Source organism: Kitasatospora sp. NPDC086801, assembly GCF_044745805.1.
In the GTDB taxonomy this organism is placed as follows: domain Bacteria; phylum Actinomycetota; class Actinomycetes; order Streptomycetales; family Streptomycetaceae; genus Kitasatospora.
This window is the reverse complement of the sequence record NZ_JBIVAX010000035.1, coordinates 7,274-33,698: the sequence shown is the minus strand read 5'-3', so window position 1 is coordinate 33,698 and position 26,425 is coordinate 7,274. Positions and strand designations below refer to the sequence as shown.

The window sequence follows — 26,425 nt, the reverse complement described above, 5'->3', positions numbered from 1 at the left end:
GCAGCTCACGACGGGGATGCGGCTTCGTCTCGGAACCCAACGACAACGGCATAGACACGGGTATAAGACAAATGTATATTCGAAGGGGCGCGGGGACCGCACCGCGTATTACTGCCGCCAGATTTTGCAGCTGCGAGCTGCCCAGCACACAGGAAGGAGCCGATGTGCGGGTTCAGCCGGAAGTGGGCGTCACTGCCGACATTCTCAAAGATGGATTCCTAGAGCTGTGCTCCACGCCTGCCGGAATCCGCTACCGCTGCGGCCAGGCAGAGGTGGCGATGTGGATCGCACTGCGCCAGCACGACGGCCAGCCGGAGGTGGCAGCCGACATGCTCGCCAAGTTATGGGGGACGGATCCGGCCAACATGCGAGTCAACTTCTCATCATGGATCAATGAGCTGCGGAACGCTGGCCTGGTACGCGTCGAACCGTAACGGCAGAGCAGCAGCTCATTCCGGACTCGGTGCCGCAATTCCTGATTGGTCAGCCCCGAGACCTGGCCGTGGGTTGCCTATGAGTAGCAGAGCCGGCTGGTACTCGCTGCGCGCGAGCACCAGCCGACACAGGGGTCACGGACGCTCTTCGAGCTCGTGATCCAGAATATCGAAAAGTTCACTCACGCTTGCGGCAGCCAGATTGTCCTCCGGTGCCGCGTCATCTCGGCCATCGCCCCAGCTGGCGAGCAAGGCACGGAGCTTCGTGGCCACTCGCGCGTGCCCGACCTCCTCGGGATCGGTTGACAGCAGCGCCAGTTCCAACTGCGTCAAAAGCATGTCGAGTGTGCTTGGTCCAGTCCCCACTCCAGCCAACTCATCCACGAGGTGGTCGACCAGAGCATGTGGAGTGGGATAGTCGAAGATCAACGTTGTAGGCAGCCTCAGCCCCATGGCAGCGTTGAGGCTGGTCCGCAACTCCACCGCCGTCAGCGAATCGAAGCCGAGGTCGAGGAAGCCCCGGTCGGCCGAAACGTCAGAAGTCGTGGTGTGACCCAGAACCGCGGCGACCCGCATACGAACCAGGTCCAACAGTGCCTCACGTTGCACTTCAGAGGTCATCTCGGCGAGCTGGTCACGTAGGTTCGAGGGCCTGGCCTCGGCAATACGCCGTGGGCCGCTGCCAGCCTGCGCCCGGAACAGGGGGTGCACCGCCGCGCCCTCCGCCCGCAGCGGGCGAAGGCCCACCGGCAACGCCAGCACGTCCACGGCACCTGCGGCCATGGCGGCAGCCAGAGCCGTGGGGGCACTCTCGACGGCAAGCCGACGTGTGCCCAATTCCCAGGTCACGGACACCGCAGTGCCCCCTTGGCCGGCGATCTGCCCGGCGAACGCGGCGGCAAACGCGCATGCACCACCGACCAGGACCAACGCCACCGACTCGTGGTCGCGGATCAGGTCCCGCAGCAGGTGGGCGATCTCCGGTTCACCCGGTGCGATGACGGTGAGCTGAGCATCCCCACGCCACTCGGCCAATGCCCGAACCAGCGCCTCGGGTTCCGCTGCCTCGGCGCGGAGGGTGATCCCGGGAAGTGCACCCAGCTGTCGCGCGAGTGCCTCATCACCCCCGACGAGGAGCACGGCACCGGAGAGCGCGATCTCACCAGTCACCGGCACTGTGACCGCACGAGGCACGAACACCCTGCCGTCACGAACGGCCAGTTCGGGCTCGTCCACGGCGAGCAAGGCCTCCAAGGGCAGCGTGTCCCCAGCGACGTCGACCAGTGTGACTCGCCTCGATGCCTCTTCCTGAGCAGGCCGGAGTAGGTCCCAAACCAACGCCTGCGCCGGGTCGGCGGTCTCCTCGCCCACCGTGACCGCGCCCCGGGTCACCACGACCAACCGGGACGCAGCCAGGCGAGGGTCGGCCAGGCAGTCGCGGACGACCCGCACTGCCCGCTCGGCCTCGGCGGCCGGCTCGACCGATGGCGGCACCGCGACCCCGGCGAGCAGCACCTCCGGCGCGGCCCCACCCAGTTCGTCATGGTCGACGTGGTGCGGCAGGTCCGGCAGGTCCGGCAGGAGCGACTTCTCGCCCAGCACGGCGTACCGCCCTGCTGGCAGGCCCGCCGCTGTATCCGCCTCCTGCCAACGCACCCTGAACAGCGACACTCCGGCCCGCTGTGCGGGCACCTGGTCCGCAGTTACCGGGCGCGTCTCGACCACATCGGCGGAGGCCACCGGTGCGCCCGTGGTGTCGGCGATCTCCAGGGCGTAGCCGTGCCCACTCTGCCGCAGGCGCACCCGCACCGCAGTAGCACCAGCCGCGTGCACCCGCAGACCCCGGCAGGCCGCCATGATCAGCGGCTCGGCACCGTCCTGCGCGACCGCCAGCGCGTGTACGCTCGCGTCGAGCAACACCGGATGCAGCAGATAGTCGCCAGTCTCGGTCTCGGGGTCGAGCGCGATCTCGGCGTAGACCTCCGTACCACGCCGCCACAGCCGGCCGCTGCGGAGTGGCGCGATCCCGTACTCGGTCCCACCCGTAGCCAGTCGCGCGTACCCGGGGTCCACCTCAACAGGGATGGCACCGGCGGGTGGCCACTCGGTGAGGGCGAACGTGGCATCGGCCGACTGGTCGACGAGCGTGCCGCTGGCGTGCCGCACCCAGTCGAGGCCGTCCTCGCTGCTGTGCACGGTGACCGGGAGGGCGTCGCCGCCCGATGCCTGTGCGCCCACCACGACACACACCGCGATGTCACCGGTTTCAGGTAGCACTAGCGGCGTCTCCAGGCTCAGGTCCTCGAGCACGGGGCGCCCGGCCCTCTCGCCGGCGTGTAGTGCGATCTCGGCCAGGGCCGCGGCGGGCACCACCGCGTTGCCCAGCAGCCGGTAGCCGGCCTGCCAGGGCACGGTCGTCACCGAAAGCCGCCCGGTCAGCACCAGGCCCCCGGTGTCGGGCAGCGTCACGACGGCGCCGAGTAGCGGGTGTTCCGCCGGTGTCTGACCAACGCTGGCGAGGTTGTTCCCACTGGCCGGGTCAAGCCAGTACCGCCGCCGCTGAAACGCGTAGGTCGGCAGCTCCATCTGCCGCATGCCGCTGACCGGGAAGTAGGCCGACCAGTCGACCTCGACGCCGGCGATGTGGAGCCGGCCGATCGCAGCAGTCAGGGTGTGCGCCTCAGGACGGTTCGCGCGCAGCGCCGCGACCGTGACCGCATCCTCGGGCAGCGTCAGCCGCGCCATACCGGACAGGACGCCGTCGGGGCCCAACTCCACGAACCGCGTGACGCCGCATTCCCGGAGGAACCGAACGCAATCGCCGAAGCGCACCGGCTCGCGCACGTGCCGGGCCCAGTACTCAGCCCGGGCCACGTCGGCCAATGCGCCGGTCACGTTGGAGACCACCGGGATGCGCGGCTCAGCGAACGACAACGTGTCGAGCTCGGAACGGAACTCCGCCAGCATCGGTTCCATCAGCGCGGAATGGAAAGCGTGCGAGACCCGCAGCCGCGAGATCCTGCGGCCCATCCCCGCGAACCGGGCGGCTAGGGAGGTCACCGCCGTGTCCTCCCCGGAGACGACGACCGCGTCCGGGCCGTTGACCGCAGCGATGTCCACTTCCGGGGTCAGCAGCGGCAGCACCTCGGCCTCGGTCGCCTGGATCGCGATCATCGCGCCGCCTGGCGGCAGGGCCTGCATCAACCGGCCCCGAGCCACAACCAGCTTCGCCGCGTCGGCCAGCGAGAACACGCCCGCCACGTGCGCGGCGGCGATCTCGCCGATCGAGTGGCCCGCGAGGTAATCGGGCCGTACCCCCCACGACTCAAACAGCCTGAATAGCGCTACCTCAACCGCGAACAGGCCGGCCTGGCTATAGCGGGTCTCGTCCAGTAGCGCCTCGTCGCTGCCCCAGACCACCTCGCGCAGCGACCTGCCGAGGTGGCGATCCAGCTCGGCGACGACCGTGTCGAACGCCTCGGCGAACACCGGGAACGCCGCGTGCGCAGCTCGGCCCATTCCCAAGCGCTGTGCTCCCTGCCCGGTGCACAGGAACGCCGTGGCACCCGGCAGCCCCGTCCCGGTGGCCACCGCAGTCGACGGGGTGCCCTCTGCCAGCGCCGCGAGCCCGGCCAGCAGGTTCTCGCGGTCGCCGGTGAGAACAGCTCGGTGTTCCAGCCGTGCGCGGGCGGTCAGCGACCACGCCACGTCCACCGGCCGCCAGGTTGGTGCCGCGTCGAGATACGCCGCGAGCCGCGCGGCCTGCGCGGCCAGCGCCTGCTCGCTCGCCCCGGACACCGCCCAGGGCACCACCTCTGGCTCCCCGCTCTTGGCGCCCTCCGCGCCGTCGACAGTGGATTGGACGTCGGGTGCCTGTTCAAGGATCACGTGGGCATTGGTACCGCTGAAGCCGAAAGAGGATACGCCGGCCCGGCGCGGCCGGTCGTGCTTCGGCCACGGCTGGGCAGTCGACAGCAGCGAGACGGCTCCCGACTTCCAGTCCACGTGCGGGGTCGGCTCGCCCAGGTGCAGGGTCCGGGGCGCCACGCCGTGCCTGATCGCCTGCACCATCTTGATCACTCCACCGACCCCCGCGGCCGCCTGGCTGTGGCCGAGGTTCGACTTCAGCGAACCGAGCAGCAGGGGCTCACCGCTGCTCGGTCGGTCCTGACCGTAAGTGGCCAGCAGCGCCTGCGCCTCGATCGGGTCGCCCAGCCGGGTACCGGTGCCGTGCGCTTCGACTACGTCGATGTCGGCGGGTGCGAGATTGGCGTCGGCCAGCGCGGCCCTGATCACTCGCTGTTGAGACGGCCCGTTCGGGGTACTGATCCCGCTCGACGCGCCGTCGGAGTTGACCGCACTGCCACGCACCACCGCGAGTACCGGGTGGTTGTGGCGCCGCGCATCCGAGAGCCGTTCCAGCACCAGCACGCCCACGCCCTCGGAGAAGCCGGTGCCATCGGCGTCGGCTGAGAACGACTTGCACCGGCCGTTGCCGGCCATGCCACGCTGGTGGCTGAAATAGACGAACATGTCCGGTTCGGTCATGACGGTGACGCCGCCGGCCAGGGCCAGTGCGCACTCGCCGCTGCGGAGCGACCGCATGGCCAGGTGCAGGGCGACCAAGGACGACGAGCAAGCCGTGTCCACTGACACGGCCGGACCCTCCAGACCGAGGGTGAACGCCACGCGGCCGGTGACGAGACTGCCGTCGCTGGTGCCGGCCCCGTAGTCGTGGTACATCACCCCGGCGAAAACACCGGTCCGACTGCCCTTGAGCGACGTCGGGTCCATGGCGGCCCGCTCCAGCGCCTCCCACGACGTCTCCAGCAGCAACCGCTGCTGAGGGTCCATCAGTCGCGCCTCGCGGGGTGAGACGCCGAACAGTCCGGCGTCGAACTCGGCCATGTCGGGCAGGAACCCGCCCTCCAGGCTGTTGCTCTTGCCCGGCTTACCCGGATGTGGGTCGTAGAGCGTGGCCAAATCCCATCCACGGTCATCCGGGAACGGAGTGATCGCGTCCCGGCCCTCCGCCACCAGGTCCCACAAGCCCTCCGGAGATGCCACCTCGCCGGGGTACCGGCAGGCCATACCGACGATGGCGACCGGCTCGGAGACGGCCAGCCGGGCATTCTCCTGGCGCAGCCGCTCATTCTCGAGCATGGAACTGCGCAGCGCCTCGACAATGCGTTCGACCGAGCTATCCACGATCTCCCCCTGTTCCATTCGGTTCGCCGCCCGCGAGCGCTGCGCGCACCAGGTCGTCGATGTCCATCGTCCGAATCTGGGCGCTGCGGTCCTCGGTCTCATCGTGCGGCTGTGTGACCTGCGGCTGCGACCGCCCCGCCTCGGGGGTGGCCAGCGCCAACAGGGCGTCCAGCAGATTGGCCTCGCGGAGCCGGTCCAACGGGATCGAGTGCAGCGCCCGCCTCACCTCGTCATCGTCCGGTGCCGGCAGATCCGGCAGCAGCTCCTCGAGCAGGAACTCGGCCAGGGCGGCCGGGTTCGGGTAGTCGAACATCATCGTGGCGGGCAATCGCAACCCGGTGGCCGCCTGTAGGCGGTTGCGCAGGTCGAGTGCGGCCAGCGAGTCAAGGCCGACTTCGGTGAATCCCTTGCCGACATCTATCGACTCCGGGGCGTCGCGGCTGACCATCGACATCTCGACGCGAATCACGTCGAGTACGGCCTGCCTACGCCCGCCCTCACTCAACGGGCCGAGCCGCCGCACCAGCGCCTCCGGTCCCTCCTCGCTGACAACCGCTGGGGCCACCATGGCAGTTGCCCTCACCGGAGTCCGGGTGCGGCCCGGCGCGGCGAGCACGTCCCGCAGCAGTGTCGGCGGCTGCCCCGGCACTGACCTGCCGGCCTCGGCGTCCACCCGGAGAGGCATCAGCATCGGCTCGTCCAGGGTGATCGCCTCGTCGAACAGAGCCAGCCCCTCCTCGGTCGACAGCGCCGGGATGCCCATCGCCCGCAGCCGGGCGAGGTCAGCATCGGTGACGCCGCCCCCCAGACCGGTCCTGACCTGCCACAAGCCGAACGCGAGGGCCGAGGCGGGCAGACCGACCGCCGCACGGTACGTCGACAGCGCGTCAAGGAACCTGTTCGCCGCACCGTAGTTGCCCTGTCCGGCGCCGACCACCAGGCCGGCGCATGAGGAGAACAGCACGAACGCCTTCAGGCCCAGTCCCAGGGTCGCCTCGTGCAGATGCCAGGCTGCATCCACCTTCGGCCGGAACACCGCCTCGATCTGCCCGGGGGTCAGCGAGCCGACCATCGCGTTGTCCATCACGGCCGCCGCGTGCACCACCGCGCTCAGCGGGTGCTCGCCAGGCACGTCTGCGAGCAGCCGGTCCACGGCCTCCCGGTCGGACACGTCGCAGGCGACTACGGTGACCTCGGCCCCCAGATCACACAGCTCATCGCGCAGGTCCCTGGCTCCCTCAGCCGCCAACCCACGCCTGCTGGTCAGCAGCAGGTGCCGGACCCCGTGTTCGGCGACCAGGTGCCGGGCCACCAGCGCACCCAGACCACTGGTACCACCGGTAATCAGTACCGTTCCGGTGTCCTCCCACGGCTGCTTGCGCACCACGACACCGGCGGTCACGCGAGCCATCCGGGGCACCCTGACCTCGGCGCCGCGCACGACCGCCTCGGGCTCGCCGCTGGCCACGACCGCGGGCAGAGCCTCATCGGCCTTGGGCGAGGTGTCCGTGTCGACCAGGACGAAGCGCTCCGGGTTCTCTTCCTGCGCCGAGCGGATCAGGCCCCAGACCGGTGCGACAGTCAGGTCGACGGTGTCGGCATCGGTCACCTTCACAGCACCGGTGGTGACGACCATCAGCCGCGAGTTGGCGAAGCGTTCGTCGGCCAGCCAGCCGCGCACCTCGTCGAGCACCCGGTCGGTGACCACCCGTACCCCGGCGGGAACTCCGCCCTCGGCGGCTCCTGCTCCGTCCACGCCGAACACCACGACCTCGGGAACCGATGCTCCACCGTTGACCGCGGCCCGCAGTGCGGCAACGCCGTCGTAGGCGGGGACGGCAAGGCCGAACCGGTTCTCGCCGAGCACCGCCCAGTCGCCCGCACTCGCCGAGTGCAGCCCACCCAACGGCAGCTGGTTCCAGATCATCCGGAACACGCATTCGCGCTCGCCGGTGCCCTTGTTGGCCGCCGCATTCACGCTGGCCGCCGTGACCGGACGGACCACAAGGGACTCGACCGTGGCGACCGGGATGCCCATCGGGTCTGACAGCTCGAGCCGGACCGCGTCAGACCCGCTGCCCTGGTGCGAATCCACCGGGGTGATCCGGACCCGCAGTCGGGACGCGCCGGTGGCGTGCACGGTCATACCGGTCCAGGCGAAGGGCAGTTGGGTACCGCCAACGTCCTGCGGCTTACGGCCGTCCATGAAGTCGGTCGCGCTGAGCGCGGCGTCCAAGATGGACGGGTGCAGGCGGAACGCAGCGGCGTCGTCGACCGCCTGGTCCGGCAGTGCCACCTCGGCGAAGGTCTCCCTGCCTCGCGACCAGATGCCGCGCAGGCCGCGGAACATCGGGCCGTAACCGTAGCCCTGGCTGGTGAGGTAGTCGTACACACCGGAGATGTCCACGGCGCTCGCCCCCGGCGGCGGCCACTCGCCGTGGCCGCCCCCGAAGGTCCCGGTCACCGGCGCCGGTCCGTTCCCGGCAGCCAGCACACCGCTGGCGTGCTTGGTCCACGCCGTGCCGGTGGACGTGCCGTCCGGCCTGGAGTAGACCGCGAAGGAACAGCGGCCGTCCTCGGCCGCCGTGTCCACGACGACCTGGATCGCGGTGCCGCCGGCGGCGGAGATCGGCATGACCGTCTCAATGGTCAGCTCCTCCACCACGTCGCAGCCGATCTCCTCTCCGGCGCGTACGGCCAGTTCGACGTAGGCCGTGCCGGGCAGGATGACCGTGCCGAGCACATCGTGGTCGCCCAGCCAGGGGTGACTGTCCAGGCCCAGCCTGCCGGTCAGTGTCACGCCATCGCCCTCCGGCGAGGCAAGGACTGCGGACAGCAGCGGATGCTCGGCGCTTACCTGGCCGTGCCTGGTGGCATCTCCGTCGACTCCGGCGGAGGCGTCGTCCAGCCAGTAGACGCGCCGGTCGAACGCGTATGTGGGCAACTCGACCCGACTCGCTCCCTGACCGTCGAAGTAGGCGCTCCACTGTGGACTGACACCGACCACGTGCAGCCGTGCCATGGCGGCTAGCAGGGTGGCCACCTCCGGCCGGTCCTTACGAGCGGCCGGAACGATCAGCAGCTCGGGCGCCTCGAGGCCTCCCCTGGTTAGTGCGGTCAGCACCGCGTCCGGGCCTAGCTCGAGGAACCGGGTGACCCGCTGCTCGGCCAGGAATCGCACGGCGTCGGCGAAGCGGACCGGCCTACGCACGTGCTCGACCCAGTATTCCGGCGTGGCCAGCTCGTCGGTCGGGCCGCCAGTGACGGTGGAGACGACAGGGATGGACGCGGTTCCGTACGAGAGACTCTCAGCCACCGCGCGGAACTCGCTCAGCATCGGGTCCATCAGCGGTGAGTGGAACGCGTGCGAGACGGACAGCCTGCCTGTCTTACGTCCCCTGTCAGCGAACCGTGCGGCGATGACGAGGACCTCGTCCTCGGTCCCGGACAGCACCACCGAGGTCGGCCCGTTGATCGCGGCGATGCCCACACACTCGCTCAGGTGAGGCAGGACCTCGTCCTCGGTGGCCTGCACCGCGACCATCGCCCCGCCCTCCGGCAGTACCTGCATCAGCCGGCCCCTGGCGGCGACCAGCTTCGCCGCGTCAGCCAGTGAGAGCACGCCGGCCACGTGCGCCGCCGCGATCTCGCCGATCGAATGCCCGACCAGGTAATCCGGCCGCAGGCCCCACGACTCGACCAGCCGATACAGCGCCACTTCCAGCGCGAACAACCCTGGCTGCGCGTGGACGGTCTGATTGACCAACTCAGGGTCCTCGCCCCAGAGCACGTCGGTCAGCGGCAGATCCAGCTGCTCGTCCAATGCGGCCACCGCCTCGTCGAAGGCCGCAGCGAACACGGGAAAGGCGGCGTGCAGCTCCCGGCCCATGCCCAGGCGCTGGGCGCCCTGCCCGGTGAACTGGAAGGCGACCGCGCCATCGTCGACGCTTCCTGTGGTCACCACATCGGAGTCGGTTCCCGCGGCCAGCGCGGTCAGCCCGGCCAGCGCCGAGTTCACCCCCTCGGCCAGTACCACCGCACGGTGCTCGTGCGCGGCCCTGGTGGTGGCCAGTGAGAAGCCGACGTCCACCAGGTTCTGGTCAGGGTGGGCCTGCAAGTGCGTGACCAGCCGCCGTGCCTGCTCAGGCAGGGCCCTGGCGCTGCGGGCCGATACCACCAGCGGCACCACGGGCGCCGTCACGGGTGGCCGCGGCCTGTCGACCGGAGCCTGCGGCGGAGCCTCCTCGAGGATCAGGTGAGCGTTGGTGCCGCTGAGCCCGAAGGAGGACACACCGGCCCGGCGGGGGCGGTCACCCCGTGGCCAGGCGACCGCCTCGGTCAGCAGCCGGACGTCGCCCTCGGACCAGTCCACCTGCGAGCTGGGCCGGTCCACGTGCAGCGTCCTGGGCAGCAGGTCGTTGCGCATCCCCATCACCATCTTGATGACGCCGCTGACGCCCGCCGCGGCCTGCGCGTGCCCGATGTTGGACTTCACCGAGCCCAGCCACAGCGGCCGGTCCCGGTCCTGGCCGTAGGTGGCCAGCAGCGCCTGCGCCTCGATCGGGTCACCCAGCCGAGTACCAGTGCCATGGCCCTCCACCGCATCCACCTCCGTGGGCGCCAGTCCAGCCGCCGCCAGCGCCTTGCGGATCACTCGCTGCTGGGAGGGGCCGTTGGGAGCGGTGAGCCCGTTCGACGCGCCGTCCTGGTTGATCGCACTGCCTCGCACCACGGCCAGCACCGGGTGCCCGAGGTGGCGGGCGTCGGAGAGCCGTTCGACGAGCAGGATGCCCACACCCTCGCTCCACCCGGTGCCGTCGGCCGTATCGGCGAACGCCTTGCACCTGCCGTCTGGCGAAAGTCCCCGCTGCTGGCTGAAGTCGACGAAGATGTCCGGGGTCGGCATGATCGTCACGCCGCCCGCCAGTGCCATGTCGATCTCTCCGGCGCGCAACGCCTGGCAGGCGGTGTGCAGCGCGACCAGGGACGAGGAGCAGGCCGTGTCAAACGTCACCGCCGGGCCCTCCAGACCGAGGGTGTAGGCGACCCTCCCCGAAGCGATGCTGCCGGCGCTGCCGTTGCCCAGGTAGGGCGAGATGTCCTCGGGTACGGCAGAGAGCCTGCTGCCGTACTCGTGATACATCACACCAACGTAAACACCGGTCTGACTGCCACGCACCGTGTTCGGGTCGATGCCGGCGAGTTCGAACGCCTCCCAGGACGCTTGCAGCAGCAGCCGCTGCTGTGGGTCCATGGCCAGCGCCTCGCGCGACATGATGCCGAAGAAATCCGCGTCGAACTCGCCCGCGTCGTGCACGAATCCGCCGTGGCGGGTGTAGGTCCTGCCCGGACGGCCGGGCTCGGGGTCGAACAGGGCCTCGCCGTCCCAGCCTCGGTCGGTGGGGAACTCGCCGATCGCGTCACGGCCGTCGGCGACCAGTCGCCACAGGTCGTCTGCCGAGCGGACCCCGCCTGGGAAGCGGCAGCTGATCGCGACGATGGCGATGGACTCGTCCTCGGTGGCCGGCGCGTCGGCCACCGCGACCGACGTGGCAGCGGGTGCAGGTCCAGCGAGTCTGGTGGCCAGCAACTCGGCCACCGCGCGGGAGTTGGGGTGGTCGAAGACCAGCGTCGCGGGCAGCCGCAGCCCTGTGGCAGAGATGAGGAGGTTCCGCAGCTCCACGGCGGCCAGCGAATCGAAGCCCAGTTCGCGGAAGGCCCGGTCCGGCTCGATCTGCTCGCCGGATGCGTGGCCCAGCACCGCTGCGACCTGCGCGCGCACCAGCTCCAGCAGGGCGCGGTCGCGTTCCCGGGAGGTCATCCGAATGAGGGACGCCGCCAGGTCGGAGTCGGGTGTCGCCCCGCGGACGCGGCGGCGGGCCGAGCCGCGCGCCAATCCGCGCAGCAACGCGGGAACGTCTTCGGCACGGGCGGCCAGGGCAGCCGGGTCGATCCGCAGTAGGACCGACACTGCGAGATCTGCCCGCAGCCCGGCGTCGAACAATCGCAGTGCCTGCTCCACCGGCAACGCGGGCATGCCCAGACGGCTCATCCGGTCCAGGTCGGCGTCGGTGAGGGTGCCGCCCAGGCCGGTGTCGACCGCCCACATGCCGAAGGCCAGCGCGGTGGCGGGGAGCCCGGCCGCCCGGCGATGGACGGCGAGCGCGTCGAGGAAGACGTTGGCCGCCGCGTAGTCGGCCTGGCCGGCGGCGAGCACGAGCCCGCCGGCGGAGGAGAGCAGTACGAACGCGTCCAGTTCCAACTCGCGGGTGAGTTCGTGCAGGTGCCACGCGGAGTCCGCCTTGGCCCTGAGCACGGACTCGGCCTGCCCGGGGTCCAGGCCCGTGACCACCCCACCGCCGGCAACCGCCGCCGCGTGGACCACGGCCCTGAGCGGGTACGCCCGGTCGATCCCGGCGATCACCTCGGCGAGGGCGTCCCGGTCGGTCACGTCGCAGGCCCGTACCGCGACCCGCGCACCGAGTTCGCGCAGCGCGGCGACGAGCTCGGTGGCCCCTGGTGCGTCCGGTCCACGCCTGCTGACCAGCACCAGGTGTCGCACGCCGTGCTCGGCAACCAGGTGGCGGGCCAGGATGCCGCCAAGTCCGCCGGTACCACCAGTGATCAGCACCGTGCTGTCGGGCTGCCACGGCAGGTTCGCGGCGAACCGCGTGGCACGGACCAGCCTGGGCACGAACGCGACGGTTTCGCGGAGGGCCACCTCGGGTTCCCCGATGGCCACGGCCGGGTGGATCGGCTCGTTGACGGCGTCGGTGTCGACCAGCAGGAAACGGCCCGGGTGCTCCGCCTGTGCCGCCCGCACCAGGCCCCAGACCGGTGCGTGGGCCAGGTTGACGTCCTCACCGGGCCGCACGGGAACCGCGCCGCGAGTGACCACGACCAGTGGCGCCTGCTGTGGCCCGGCCAGCCAGGACCGCAGCTCGGCGAGCACCCGCAGCGCCACCGAACGCACGCCCTCCGGCGTGACCGGGCCGTCTGGGCAGTGGTAGACGGTGTACTCACCCGGCTCACCGGTGGCCTCGGGCGCCCGTATCCAGTCGATCTGGTGCAGCGGCTCGGCTGGATGCGTGGCCAGGGCCTCGGCCGACACAGGCCGGGACACCAGCGACCGCACTGTGGCGACCGGTTGCCCGGTCTGGTCGGCGACCAGAATGCTGGAGACCTCGTCGCCGCGCACACGGTGAATGTGCACGCGCAGCATGGCGGCTCCGGCGGCGTGCAGAACGACACCGTTCCACGAGAACGGGAGCAGCGTCGGTCCGGTGGACACAGTGAGCAGGTCCGCATGCATGGCCGCGTCCAGCAGTGCGGGATGCAAGCCGAACCGCTCGCCCTCGGTGTCCTCCGGCAGCGCGACCTCGGCGAACACGTCCTCGCCGCGCCGCCAGGCCGCACGCAGCCCCTGGAACGCCGGCCCGTATCCGTAACCTCGCTCGGCGAGGGTGTCGTAGGCCCGGTCGAGATCGACCGGTTCCGCTCCCGGGGGCGGCCACTCCCTCAGGTCGAACGAAGCGGCGGTGCTGCCGTTGGCAAGCAGGCCGGTGGCATGCCGGGTCCACTCATCTCCGTTGTGGCCGCGCGAGTGCACGGTAATCGGCCGGGAGCCGGCACTGTCCGGGGCACCGACGACCACCTGCAGGGCCCGGCCACCTCGCCGGGGCAGCACCAACGGGGCCTCCAGGGTCAGCTCCTCGATGACTCCACAGCCGACCTGGTCTCCTGCTCGGATCGCCAATTCGACGAAGCCGGTCCCGGGAAAGAGGATGCCGCCGAGCACTCCGTGATCGGCGAGCCAGGGTTGGGTGTCCACGGAGAGCCTGCCGGTCAGCACCATCGCGCCGGAGGCCGGCGTAACGATGGCCGCGCCCAGCAGCGGGTGCCCGGTGGCCTCCTGACCGACCGCGCCGAGTCCGCCACCCACGGTGTTCGCCGCGTCCAGCCAGTACCGTCGGCGCTGGAAGGCGTAGGTGGGCAGGTCGATCCACCTGCCCGGCCCGAAGAAGACTCGCCAGTCGACCCGCGCGCCCAGGGAGTGCGCACGGCCGAGCCCGGCGATGAGCTCCGCTGCCTCGGACCGGTCGCGGCGCAGTAGCGGGACGAACGCGGCGTCGGCGACCGACTCGGATCCCATCGCCGAGAGCACCGCGTCCGGGCCGACCTCGACGAATATGCCGACCCCGGCCTCGCGCAGGGTTAGCACGGCGTCGGCGAACCGCACGGTGGCCGACACGTGTCCGACCCAGTAGTCAGCGCTACTCCAGTCGTCGGACACACTGCCCGACACCGTGGAGACCACCGGGACCGCAGGTGTGCCGTAGTCCAGCGACTCTGCGACGGTGCGGAAGTCGTCGAGCATCGGGCCCATCAGCGGCGAGTGGAAGGCGTGGGAGACCCGTAGCCGACTGGTCTGGCGGCCCTGTGCAGTGAAATGAGCGGCGATCGCGGTGACGGCGTCCCGCTCGCCGGAGATGACCACCGAGGTCGGCCCGTTGACTGCGGCCAGCGCGGACGTGTCGACCAGTAGCGGCAAGACCTCGTCCTCGGTGGCCTGCACCGCGACCATCGCCCCGCCCTCGGGAAGCGCCTGCATCAGCCGGCCCCTGGCGGCGACCAGCTTCGCCGCGTCAGCCAGTGAGAGCACGCCGGCCACGTGCGCCGCCGCGATCTCGCCGACCGAATGCCCGGCCAGGTGATCCGGCCGCAGGCCCCACGACTCGACCAGCCGATACAGCGCCACCTCCAGCGCGAACAACCCTGGCTGCGCGTAGTCGGTACGGTGCACGGCCTCCGCGTCGGTGCCCCACAGCACCTCGCGGAGTGGGACGTCCACGTGGCGGTCCAGTTCGGCCAACGCCGCGTCGAATGCCTCGGCGAACACCGGGAAACACGTATGCAGCTCACGGCCCATGCCAAGCCGCTGCGTGCCCTGGCCGGTGAACAGGAAGGCGACCTTAGCGTCACCAGCCTTCTCCGGGGCGACCGCACCATCGGCCACCGCCGCCAGACCGGCAACCAGCTCGTCCAGGGTCGTTCCGGTCACGGTTGCGCGGAAGGACAGCGCGGCGCGGGCGGTGGCCAGTGTCCGTCCGGCGGCGGCGATGTCCCCGCCCGTCAGCGTGTCCACCTCGGACCTGAGCCGATCGGCCTGTGCGCGCACCGCCTGCGGGGTCTGGCCGGACAGCACCCATGGCACTGCCTCGGGCCGGTACGGCTCCGGTGCGTCCTCGACCGGCAGCGGCTGTTCGAGGATCAGGTGGGCGTTGGTGCCGCTGATCCCGAAAGAGGAGACTCCGGCCCGGCGCGGTCGGTCGCCGACCGGCCACTCGACCGGCTCGGACAGCAACGACACCGCTCCCGCCGACCAATCCACCTGCGGTGAGGGTTCCTCCGCGTGCAGCGTCCTGGGTAGCACTCCATGCCCCATGGCCTGGACCATCTTGATCACACCCGCCACACCGGCCGCGGCCTGGGTGTGGCCCATGTTCGACTTGATCGACCCCAGCCACAGCGGCCGGTCTGCGGGCCGGTCCTGACCATAGGTGGACAGCAGCGCCTGCGCCTCGATCGGGTCGCCGAGCCGGGTACCGGTGCCGTGGCCCTCCACCGCGTCCACGTCCGCGGGCACCAGCCCGCCGCTGGCCAGGGCCTGCTGGATCACTCGCTGCTGGGAGGGGCCGTTGGGAGCGGTGAGCCCGTTGGACGCGCCGTCGGAGTTGACTGCGGAGCCCCGCAGTACGGCGAGCACGCGGTGACCGTTGCGCCGCGCGTCGGACAGCCGCTCGAGCAGCACCACGCCGACACCTTCCGACCAACCGGTGCCGTCCGCACCGCGGCCGAAGGACCTGCACCGACCGTCGGCGGCCAGCCCGCGCTGCCGGCTCATGTCCACGAAGGTGTCCGGAGTGGACATCACCGTGACACCGCCGACCAGAGCCAGCCCACACTCCCCCCGGCGCAGGGCCTGCGCCGCCCAGTGCATCGCGACCAGCGACGAGGAGCAAGCGGTGTCCACGGTCACCGCAGGTCCCTCCAGCCCCAGTGCGTAGGCGACCCGGCCGGAGACTACGCTGCCCAGGCTGCCATTGCCGTGGTAGTCGGCGATGTGCTCGGGCAGCGGTCCCAGCCGAAGGCCCCAGTCGTGATACATCACGCCGGCGAAGACGCCGGTGTCACTGCCGCGTAGGCTGTGCGGGTCGACCCCGGCCCGCTCAAGCGTCTCCCAGGCCGTTTCCAGCAGCAGACGCTGCTGCGGGTCCATCGCCTGCGCCTCGCGCGGGCTGATGCCGAAAAAGTCCGCGTCGAACTCGGCTGCGTCGTACAGGAAGCCGCCTTCCCGGGCATAGCTCTTGCCCGGCTTGCCCGGTTCCGAGTCGTAGACGTCGGAGTCCCAGCCCCGGTCTGTCGGGAACTCACCGATGACATCAGCGCCCTCGGCGACCACGCGCCAGAGGTCCTCCGGTGAGCGGACGCCGCCAGGGTATCGGCAGGCCATCCCGACGATGGCGATCGGCTCGTCAGCCTCGACGACGGCAGGTGTGCGTCGTGAGGTCTGCTCCTGGTCCGCGCTGCCCAGCTTGGCGGCCAGGTGCGCGACCAGTGCCCTGGGGTTGGGATAGTCGAAGACCAGGGTCGTGGCCAGCCGCAGGCCGGTCGCGGTGTTGAGCCGGTTGCGCAGATCGACTGCGGCCAGCGAGTCGAAGCCCATGTCGGTGAAGGCGCCGGACACATTGATCGCCTCGGCGCCGTCGTGTCCCAGGACCGCGGCCACCTCGGAACGCACCAGATCGAGCAGCTCTTCGCCGAGTTCGGTGGTCGAGCGGCCGTCGAACCGGCCGGCCGGAGCAGGCCGGCCAACCGAGGTTGCGCGCTGGGCGGGGACGAAGCCGCGCAGCAGCGTCGGGACCGGATCGGTCCGCCTGGCCAGAGTGCGGGTGTTCAGCCGGATCGGCATGACGACAGGCTGCTCACCGGCCACGGCCTCGTCCAGCAGCGCCAGATGCTCGGCCACCGACAGCGATTCCAGGCCTAGACGGTCGATGCGGCGCAGCGCGGCCTCGCCCAGCCCTGCCGCCATGCCGCCGACGCCGGTCCACAACCCCCATGCCAACGAAGTAGCGGCCAGCCCGGCGGCGCGGCGGTGCGCGGCCAGGGCGTCGAGGAACACGTTGGCTGCGGCGTAGCTGGCCTGGCCGGCGTTGTCGAGCACGGTCGCGGTCGAGGAGAACAGCACGAAGGCGGTGAGGTCGCGATCGCGGGTCAGCTCGTGCAGGTTCAGGGCACCGTCGACCTTGGGACGCAGTACGGCGTCCATCCGCTGGTCGGTCAGCGAGTCGACCAGTCCGTCGTCGAGCACACCGGCGGCATGCACCACGGCGGTCAGCGGGCTGGTCTGCGGGATGCCGGCCAGCAACGCGGCCAGCGCGTCCCGGTCGGCGACATCGCACGCGACCACGCTGACCTCGGCGCCGAGTTCGGCCAGTTCCTCGCGCAGGCTCTCCGCCCCCGGAGCGGCGAGACCAGCTCGGCTGGTCAGGACAAGCCTGCGCACGCCGTGGACGGCGACCAGGTGGCGGGCCACTTCGGCCCCGATCCCGCCGGTGCCGCCGGTCACGAGCACGGTCCCACCGACGTTCCATGGCGTGGTGTGCCCATGCGCGGTCTCCGAGGCGGTCAACCTCGGCACGAACACCCGGCTGGCACGGACGGCCACTTCGGGCTCGTCGGCGATCTCGGGGGTCGACCCGTCAGTGTCGACCAGGAGGAACCGGCCCGGGTGCTCGGCTTGTGCCGCCCGTACCAAGCCCCATACCGGGGCCTGGGCCAGGTCGGGGGTCTCCCCAGGGGCGACGGCGACGGCTCCGTGTGTCACGATCACCAACTGTTCGGCCCGGTTCTCAGCCACCCAGGCCCGCACCCGCGACAGCACCTCGCCCAGCACCACGCGCACGTCGGCCGCTGGGTCCCCGGTGGAACCGCTCGGGCAGTGGTAGACGGCCCTGACGGCGCCTTCGGCGCTCGTGGTCTTCCCGGTACCGTCGGCGGCACTGCCGGCGAGTGGGGTCCAGCGCACCCGGTACAGCGCATCGCGGCGCGCCGCGCGCAGCTTGTCACCAGCCATGGGTCGAACGACGAAGGAGCCGATGGAGGCGACAGGCGCACCCGTGGCGTCCGCCAGCGCCAGCGACACCTCGTCGGTGCCGGTGGCGGTGACCCGCACGCGCAGTACCGATGTCCCGCTGGCGTGCAGCGACACGTCGGAGAAGGAGAACGGCAGCCGGATATCCGAGGACGGCCGCGTGGCTGCGGCGAAGTCAGTCATCTGCAGGACCGCATCGAGCAGGGCCGGGTGGAGCCCGAAGGCGCCAGCCTCGCCGACGACCGCGGCGGGCAGTTCGACCTCGGCGAACGCCTCACCGTCGCCCTGCCACACTGAGCGCAGTCCCCGGAAGGCTGGCCCGTACTCGTATCCCTGCTCGGCCATGCGTTCGTAGAGGCCGGTGGTGTCCACGCGCCGCGCTCCGGTCGGCGGCCACGCAGTCAGGGCGACTCCGGCGCCCGCCTCGGGAGTGACAAACCCGGTCCCGTGCTGCACCCACGGCGCGCTGCCGCTGCGCGAGTAGATGTCTATGCGTCGGCCGCCGTGATCATCCGGCTCGCCAACGACCACCTGGAGTGTGACCTCGCCCGTCTCGGGCAGCACCAGGGGCGCGGCTAGGGTCAGCTCGGCAAGCCGCGTGCAGCCCGCCTGCGCAGCGGCCTGCAGCGCCAGTTCCACGAACGCCGTCCCCGGCAGCAGTGTCGCCTCCGCGATCATGTGGTCGGCCAACCACGGGTGGGTGCTGGCGCCCACGCGGCCGGTCAGCACCAGGCCGCCGGAGTCGGCCAGACCGACCACCGTGTCGAGGAGCGGGTGGTCCGGCTCCCCGGTTCCGCGTGCGGTCCCGACCCCCCACGGGCTGCTGAGCCAGAACCGCCGCCGTTGGAAGGCATAGGTCGGCAGGTCAACCCGGCGTGCCCCGCTGCTGGCGAAGAAAGCATGCCAATCCACGGCCGCGCCACGCGCGTGCGCAGCGGCGAGCGCGCTCAGCGTCTGGCGGTCCTCGTCGTGCCCGGACCGCATCACCGGGACAAAGCCGACGTCGTCCGTCTCGTCCAGGCAGTCCGGCCCCAGGGCCGACAGCACCGCATCAGGGCCGAGTTCCAGGAAGGTGGACACGCCCTGCGCAGCCAGCTCCCTAACGCTGTCGGCAAATCGGACGGCCTGCCGCACCTGGCGTACCCAGTAGTCCGGCGAGCACAGCTCCTCCGCGGTGGCGAGCCGCCCGGTCACAGTGGAGACAACCGGGATGGACGGCGGCGCGTAGGTCACTATTCGCGCGATTCGGCCGAACTCAGCCAGCATGGGCTCCATCAGTCGCGAGTGGAACGCGTGCGAGACTTGCAGCCGCTTGGTCTTGGCGCCCTGGGCGGCAAACTTCTCGGCGACCGCCAGCACGGTGTCGGTCTCACCCGCGACAACGATCGAGCGAGGACCGTTGACCACGGCGATGTCCACGTTGTCCGTGCTGAGCACGGCCCGGACGTCCGCCTCGGTGGCCTCGATCGCCACCATCGCCCCACCTTCGGGCAGCTCCTGCATCAGCCGGCCACGCGCGGCCACGAGAGTTGCCGCGTCCTCCAGCGACAACACCCCGGCCACATGCGCCGCGGTCAGCTCACCGATCGAGTGCCCGGCCAGGTAGTCCGGGCGCAGACCCCACGACTCCAGCAGCCGGAACAGTCCGACCTCAACTGCGAACAGTGCGGCCTGCGCGTACATGGTCTGATCGAGCAACGAGGCCATCGGCGAGCCCTCCTGGGCCCACAGCACGTCCCACAGGGAGTGGTCCAGTTGCAGATCGAGATGGCCGATGGCCTCGTCGACGGCCTTGGCCATCACCGGGAACCGCTCATAGAGGCGGGTACCCATGCCCAGACGCTGGCTGCCCTGCCCGGTGAACAGGTATGCCAGCCGGCCGGCCGCCCGGCCCCGGAGAACGTCCGGCGCCTGGGCGCCGTCGGTCACCGCGGACAGTCCGCTCAGCACTTCCGCGCGGTCCTGCGCGAGCACGACCGCGCGTACCGGTAACGCCGCCCTGGTGGTGGCCAGGGAGAACCCAAGGTCGTTGTGGTGCAGCCCGTCCCCGGCCATCACCAGCTCGCGCACGCGTGCCGCCTGTGCGCGCAGCGCCACCTCGCTCCTGGCCGAGAGCACCAGCGGCGTCAACTCCTCGGAACGGCTGCCCGGGGCATCGTCCTGCTCGGAACGTGGCGGCTCCTCGATGATGACGTGGGCGTTGGTCCCGCTCACCCCGAACGAGGACACACCGGCCCGACGCAGCCGTTCGGCCTGAGGCCAAGCCACCGGCTCGGTAAGCAGCCGCACGTCGCCCGCGGACCAGTCCACCGCAGGACTGGGCTGGTCCACGTGCAGCGTCCTCGGCAGCACGCCCCTCCGCATCGCCTGAACCATCTTGATCACACCCGCGACGCCGGCGGCGGCCTGGGTGTGTCCGATGTTGGACTTGACCGAGCCCAGCCACAGCGGGCGGTCCCGCTCCTGGCCGTAGGTGGCCAGCAGCGCCTGCGCCTCGATCGGGTCGCCAAGAGTGGTGCCGGTGCCGTGCGCCTCCACCGCGTCCACGTCGGCACCGCTGAGCCCCGCATCGGCCAGCGCCTGCCGGATCACCCGCTGCTGGGCGCGACCGTTGGGGGCGGTGAGACCGTTCGACGCGCCGTCGGAGTTGATCGCCGAACCGCGGACCACGGCCACGATCGGGTGCCCGTTGCGGACCGCGTCGGACAACCGTTCCAGGACGACGACGCCCACACCCTCGGCGAAGCCGGTGCCGTCGGCCGCCGCGGCGAACGCCTTGACCACACCGTCCGGTGCCAGGCCGCGCTGGCGGCTGAATGCGGTGAACGTGCCGGGGCTGCCCATCACGGCGACGCCGCCGGTCAGCGCGAGCGAGCACTCACCGCGCCGCAGTGACTGGACTGCCAGGTGCAGCGCGACCAGCGAGCTGGAGCACGCCGTGTCCACGGTCAGCGTGGGCCCTTCCAGTCCCAGCGAGTAGGCCACCCGGCCGGAGACGACGCTCGGAGTGTTGCCGCTGAGCAGGTAGCCGTCCAGGCCGTCCGGCGCTTCGTGCAGCCGCATCGCGTATTCCTGCGGCTCGGCGCCGATGAACACGCCCGATCGGCTGCCGCGTAGAGAGTCCGGGTTGATTCCGGCCCGCTCCAGTGCTTCCCAGGAGGTCTCCAACACCAGCCGCTGCTGCGGATCCATGGCCAGCGCCTCGCGGGGGCTGATGCCGAAGAACTCCGCGTCGAACTCGGCCGCGTCGTCGAGGAACCCGCCGTGGCGCACGTAGCTGGTGCCCGGGGTGGTCGGGTCCGGGTCGTAGAGGCGGTCGAGGTCCCAGCCCCTGTCGGTGGGGAACGGGCCGATGACGTGCCCGTCAGCGTCGGCCAACCGCCACAGACTCTCCGGCGAGTCCACGCCCCCGGGGAACCGGCAGCCGATGCCGACGATCGCGACCGGCTGATGCGGGTCCCCAGGCACAGGCTCGACGTCGGGGACATCGGTCGGCAGGCCGAGGACCACGGCCCGCAGGTGCTCGGCAAGCAGCTCCGGGGAGGGATGGTCGAAACCCGCGGTGGGCGGCAGCGACAACCCAGCGGCAGCGTTGAGCCGGGCTTGCAGATCGACCAGGCCGAGCGAGTCCAGGCCGCTGTCCCGGAAGGACCGTCCGGGCGCAAGGCCGCCGGCCTCCTCGCCACGTGTGCCACGCAGCACGGCCGAGGCCAGCTCGGTCACCAGGTCGAGCAGCGCGGCACGCTGCTGGCCGACCGGGAGATCCGCGAGTCTGCTGGCCAGATCGCCGGGTGACACAAGGTTTCCAGACTCGCCCATTGGTGATGCACGCTCCAGGCTGTGGGTGGTCCCGTTTTTGGCAGGGATCGGCTGGCGGATCGGCAGGTTATGTGGGAAGAAACGGCTGTTCACACCCCTATGGCCCCCTGATCGACGGGGGTACCGGGGAGTACTCGCTCCGGCGGCTGGTCGAACGTCCGGCGCACGTAGGACAGGTCGGCCAGCAGGTCGGCGGAGGTGATGCGCCGCGTGTGGTGGGTGTCGACGAGCCGGCTCAACGGCAGCCCACCGACGTCGGCCCAGCACAGCCTCCCGTCCGAGGCGATGAAGCTGCGTGTGCGGGCCGCATTGTCGGGGTGGACGCAGTACGGGATGTCGAGCAGGCCTCGGGCGAACGCGCCCAGCAGGGCCCGCCCGACGTTCTGGTCCACCTCGAGCACCGCTTCCACCAGGGCGCGAGCCTCTGCGTAGGTCTGCGAGTCGCCGAACCCGACGAGGCTTCTACTCGTAGCGCTCCCTGCGGCAGGAATCTCACCGGCTGGCAGGGTCGGCAGGATGGCGTCCGCCACCCGGCCCGCGTACTCGAGCGCCGCCACGTTCTCCGCAATGGTGGGGATCCGACGTGACTCGGCCACGGTCTTGACGATGAGCCGGTGCGCGCCGGTGCGCACGGCGAGTTCGGCGGCCTGCCCGAGCAGCCGGTAGGCGCCGTGGTCTGTCGTGGGATACACGCCCATGTAGGCATAGACCACGATGTGGAGGTTGCCGGTGGGAACCAGTTCCGCACACAGGCGCTGCAACGCAAGTACGGCTTCGACGTCCTGCTTCAGGTTGGTCTGCTGGGCGTAGCTGACCGAGATGCTGCGCAGTCCGTGCTGGTGGAAGAACAGCGCCTCCAACACGCTCATCGCCACCAGTTGGCTGGGCGGACACAGCTGCCCGAGCAGGCAACCGCCGAAGGTCTCCAAGTGCGGCTCGACCCCGGTCTCCCGCAGCGCCGCAAAGCGCCGGCAGCACTCCGCCCAGTTGCGCACCGACTCCGCCAGCGGGGTGCGGCCGTAGGGCAGGCAGTAGGACACCGGGCCGCCCTCGGTGGCGGGGATGCCCAGTTCGATGAGCGCGGTGAAGATGTCACCCGGCATCGCGGACCCGTGGCGGACCTGGACCGGAAAGGTGACGTCACGGATACCACCGAGCACTCCCTCGGTGACCGCCCGGGCATGGCTGACGATCGGGTAGCCGTTGAGCGGGGCTCCCTCACGCAGAGCGCTTTCAGCGGCCTCGAGGTCACCGACGCGCGTATAGCTGTCCAGCGTGATGGTACCCACCGTGGTGGCGTCGGCCGCCTTGGTCGCGGCCAGTCCGGCCCGCATCAGCACCGGGTCGCCGAATCCGAGCCGGGGCTGTACCACCAAGGCACCGGCACCGCCCCTGCTCCGGACGAACGCACCGAAGTCCACCGCTCGTACCGGCTCCACCTCCAGATTCACGACCGGTACTCCCCGACCGGGAGTCGGGAGGCTGGACCGCGGAGCGCGTTCACGAACCGGCGGAAGTCACCGATCCCTCGCTGTCCGCCCTGGAAAACCGCGTCGAACCCGGCGGCGAATAACCGCTCGACCTGCCGCGCGTCCAACTCCCCGGCGGTGCCGAGGTTTCCACCGATTACCAGTGGTACGTCCGCGAGCTGCGCGCGGTCCCGCAGCTGCGCGGCCACCCGCAGGCCGTCCGTGTACCCGTGACCGTTGACGCTACCGAGCGCGATCAGCGCCGGGGACAGCTCGAGACAGCGCTCCACCATCACGTCGTCGGGCACGCAGGGGCCCAGATTGACCACCGGATAGCCGAGTTCCTCGATCAGCATCTGCAGGTACGCCAGGTTCCAGGTATGCGCGTCAGAGGCGACCCCACTGACGACCACAGTCGGCCGCTGTCGGATCGGGGCTTCGCGAACCATGATGCTCATCCCTGAGATCCGTTCAGGTCGACCCGCCCGTACTCCAGGCGAGAGGCCGACACGACCTCACCACCCGCCAGCACTACCTCGACCGGGGCGGGACGGCCGAGGAACATCAACAGGCTCGCCGTGGGCCCGTAGGCGCCGACGTTGGGCACCACCACGGTGTCCCCGGCGTGTAGCCGGGGCAGCGGGATCTCCCTGCCCAGTACGTCGCCGGGCGTACACAGCGGCCCGACCAAGCTCGCCTGCTCGGTGTCCGTCCCGGCCTCCAAGCGCACCGACACCGGCAGCAGTCGGCCCAGTCCGGACAGCCCGCCGAGGGTGTTGACGCCGGCGTCGAGAATGACGAACTTGCGGCCCCGGCTCGTTTTCGTGTTGGTCACGCCCGCAACCAGGGTGCCCGCCGCCGCGACCAGGAAGCGGCCCGACTCACAGGCTACCCGCGGTGCCCCCGAACGCCACGAGGGAAGGTGCGTGTCCAGTACCGCCTCGAGTTCCACTCGCAGTTTCGGGTAGCTGCCCCGGCTGCCGGGCATGGCGTAGGGCGCGCTGAAGCCACCACCGATGTCCAAATAGCGCAGGGGGAGTTCAAGCTCGGCCGACAGCCGGCCCGCCAGCTCGATGGTGTGTGTGAACTCCCCGACCAGACTCGTCTCGTCCTTGGCGTTGCTCAGCGGGAAGAAGTGCATGCCGGTGATCCGCACCCCGTCGACCTGTCGCAGCTCGGGCAGCGCCTTGGGCAGAGCCTCGCTATCGAAGCCGAACTGGGACGGCGTCCCGGTCATCCGGATGCTCGTCGTGGCGCTGGCCGTGACACTGTTGACGCGCAGCAAGCAGTCGACCACCACACCGTGCTCACGCGCCACCGCGCCGACGCGCTGGACGTCGGTCACCGAGTCGGTGGAGAACAACCGTACGCCGAGCCCGATCGCCTCGCGCAGTTCATCGGTCGTCTTGCCCGGTCCGGTGTAGAGGCAGTCCGCGCCGGTGAACCCGGCCTCCAGTGCCGCCCGCAGCTCGCCGGTGGAGCTGATCTCCGGCTGGCAGGAGCGGGCACCCTCACGCAGCGCGCGCGCCAACTCGGGGTGCGGGTTGGCCTTCAGGGCGTAGTAGACGTCGAACTCGTCGGGCAACGCCGCGAACAGTTCGTCACGGGCGGCCCTGACATCGTCGAGGTCGTAGACGTACAGCGGAGTGCCGAAACGGTCGGCAAGCTCAGCATAGAGGTTCATTCGCCCGGCCTTCCGAACAGCGCGGCCAGCACCTGGCGCGCGTTCTTGCCATGTTGGGTCAGCGGTAGCTCATCGACGACACGGCAGGCGGCCGGCACCTTCGCCGGTTCCAGTCGCGTCGCCAGTTCCTTGAGGACGACGTGCCCAGCGAGGTCGCTCTCCACGAACACCACCAGGTCCCGGCCCTCCGAGGGCGGCAGCACTGCGGCGGCCCGCACGCCGGGGATGTCCATGGCGGCGGCCTCGATCTCGATCGTGCTCATCCGGATGCCCTTGCGCTTGAACATGTCGTCGCGCCTCCCGTGGAAGTACAGGTATCCGTCGGCGTCGAAGCTGCCGTAGTCGCCGGTGTGCAGACGCCGTTCGCCGGTCCGTGCGTCGCGCTGAAACGTGTGCACGGAGATCTCGGGTGCCCGCCAGTAGCCAGGCATGACGTGCGGGCCGACCGCGACGATCTCGCCCGCCTCCCCCTGGGGCACCGGGTTGCCGTCCTGGTCCAGCAGCAGCACCACGGTGCCCGGCAGCGGTTTGCCGACCGAGCCGGGCCGCTCGGTGTCCTCGTCAACGGGCATGATCGAGATGCGCTTGCACTCGGTCTGGCCGAACTGGCGGACCACGCGGACGCCGGGAAACGCCTCACGCAGCATGGCAATTGTGGTCTCCGGCAGCGCCGCGCCCGTGTTGGTGAACATCCGCACCGGCGCGGGCGGCCCATCATCTCGGCTGGCGAGGGTGGCGATCATGGTGGCGAGTGAGGGCACGATCGGCACGATGGTCGCACCTGTCTCCCGCATCCGCCTGAGCAGCACCAGGTCCGACTCCTCACCGGCGAGCACCAGTTCGGACCGACCCAGGCAAGCCAGAAGTATCTTGTAAAGCCCGTAGTCCCAGGAGAGAGGGAACCGGCAGAACACCACGTCATCGGGCCGGTAGCCCAGCACCGCATTGATGGACCGGGACGCGAAGGCCATCTGCCGGTGTGGGCAGACCACCGCCTTCGGAGCGGCGGTGCTGCCGGAGGTGTAGACCAACGCCGCGATGTCATCCGGCCCGATGCCGGGGTCGAGCGGAACCTCGGTGTCCCCAGTGAGTCGTTCCACCTCCAGCCAGACGTCCTCCACGGCGTGCACTGGAACACCCGTCAGCCCGGCCAGCGTGTCCACAGCTGCCGAGGGCGCGACCACGAGCGCCGGTTCGGCGTTGGCCAGCACCGAGGTGAGATGAAACTCCTTCATCGCCGGGTTGAGCGGGACCAGCACCACCCCGGCCCGCGAGGCGCCGTAGAGCATCGCGCACAGTTCCCGCCGACTCGGCAGCTGGGTCAGCACCCGCTCACCCGGGGATACCCCCTGCACTCGCAGCCACCGCGCGAACGCGTGGCTCATCTGCGCCAGCCGCCGGTAGGTCCAGTGCCCCACCGAGTCCCGGATCGCGGTCGAATCGGGGTATTCCGCGAGGGCCTCGTCCAGCAGGTCGTGAATCAGTTCATTGTGAACAAGGGTGTCACCCTTTTCTCCGGTATTTTTGTGCAAACGATTCCGCATCGCCGCTCCCCGTATTCGCACGAAACAGGTGGCAGTGCCGGACCCGGCACTGGAATGCCCAACCGGAAAACCTACCGAACATGAGCGGCGACCACACCCCCTAACTCCCC

General features: G+C 70.5%; 7 protein-coding genes. 1 reads left to right on the top strand and 6 read right to left on the bottom strand.

Annotated features, from left to right (window positions below; translation table 11 throughout):
* The first annotated feature begins 164 nt into the window (after window positions 1–164).
* The gene (locus ACIPLC_RS28600; protein ID WP_400475898.1) at window positions 165–434 is read left to right on the top strand and encodes a PqqD family protein; all 270 of its coding nucleotides are present in this window, start codon (window positions 165–167) and stop codon (window positions 432–434) included.
* Between the two features lie 135 nt (window positions 435–569).
* Here the strand turns inward: ACIPLC_RS28600 and ACIPLC_RS28595 are convergent, their stop codons facing one another.
* From ACIPLC_RS28595 to ACIPLC_RS28570, 6 genes are read right to left on the bottom strand one after another with little or no spacing between them, the layout of a single operon-like run.
* Window positions 570–5,660, bottom strand: a complete 5,091-nt coding sequence (locus ACIPLC_RS28595; RefSeq protein ID WP_400475897.1) for a type I polyketide synthase — start codon at window positions 5,658–5,660, stop codon at window positions 570–572.
* The gene (locus ACIPLC_RS28590) at window positions 5,635–21,711 is read right to left on the bottom strand and encodes an SDR family NAD(P)-dependent oxidoreductase (RefSeq protein WP_400475896.1); all 16,077 of its coding nucleotides are present in this window, start codon (window positions 21,709–21,711) and stop codon (window positions 5,635–5,637) included. Before ACIPLC_RS28590 ends, ACIPLC_RS28595 begins: the two co-directional genes overlap by 26 nt.
* Window positions 21,708–23,069, bottom strand: coding sequence for a methylaspartate mutase (locus tag ACIPLC_RS28585; protein ID WP_400475895.1), 1,362 nt, complete (start codon window positions 23,067–23,069; stop codon window positions 21,708–21,710). The genes ACIPLC_RS28590 and ACIPLC_RS28585 overlap by 4 nt, the downstream gene beginning before the upstream one ends.
* Window positions 23,066–23,545 carry a cobalamin B12-binding domain-containing protein gene (locus ACIPLC_RS28580; protein ID WP_400475894.1) on the bottom strand — a complete coding sequence of 160 codons (480 nt, stop codon included), beginning with the start codon at window positions 23,543–23,545 and terminating at the stop codon, window positions 23,066–23,068. The genes ACIPLC_RS28585 and ACIPLC_RS28580 overlap by 4 nt, the downstream gene beginning before the upstream one ends.
* Window positions 23,542–24,771: a type III PLP-dependent enzyme gene (locus ACIPLC_RS28575; protein WP_400475893.1), complete on the bottom strand. Its 1,230-nt coding sequence runs from the start codon at window positions 24,769–24,771 to the stop codon at window positions 23,542–23,544. The genes ACIPLC_RS28580 and ACIPLC_RS28575 overlap by 4 nt, the downstream gene beginning before the upstream one ends.
* On the bottom strand, window positions 24,768–26,315 hold the full coding sequence (locus ACIPLC_RS28570) for an AMP-binding protein (protein ID WP_400475892.1): 1,548 nt from the start codon (window positions 26,313–26,315) through the stop codon (window positions 24,768–24,770). The genes ACIPLC_RS28575 and ACIPLC_RS28570 overlap by 4 nt, the downstream gene beginning before the upstream one ends.
* Window positions 26,316–26,425: the final 110 nt, after the last annotated feature.

What these genes read in the sequence shown, in the direction of transcription:
- ACIPLC_RS28595 (WP_400475897.1), bottom strand. Translation starts at nt 5,660, where the DNA reads ATGGAACAGGGGGAGATCGTGGATAGCTCGGTCGAACGCATTGTCGAG.
- ACIPLC_RS28580 (WP_400475894.1), bottom strand. Translation starts at nt 23,545, where the DNA reads ATGAGCATCATGGTTCGCGAAGCCCCGATCCGACAGCGGCCGACTGTG.
- ACIPLC_RS28575 (WP_400475893.1), bottom strand. Translation starts at nt 24,771, where the DNA reads ATGAACCTCTATGCTGAGCTTGCCGACCGTTTCGGCACTCCGCTGTAC.
- ACIPLC_RS28570 (WP_400475892.1), bottom strand. Translation starts at nt 26,315, where the DNA reads ATGCGGAATCGTTTGCACAAAAATACCGGAGAAAAGGGTGACACCCTT.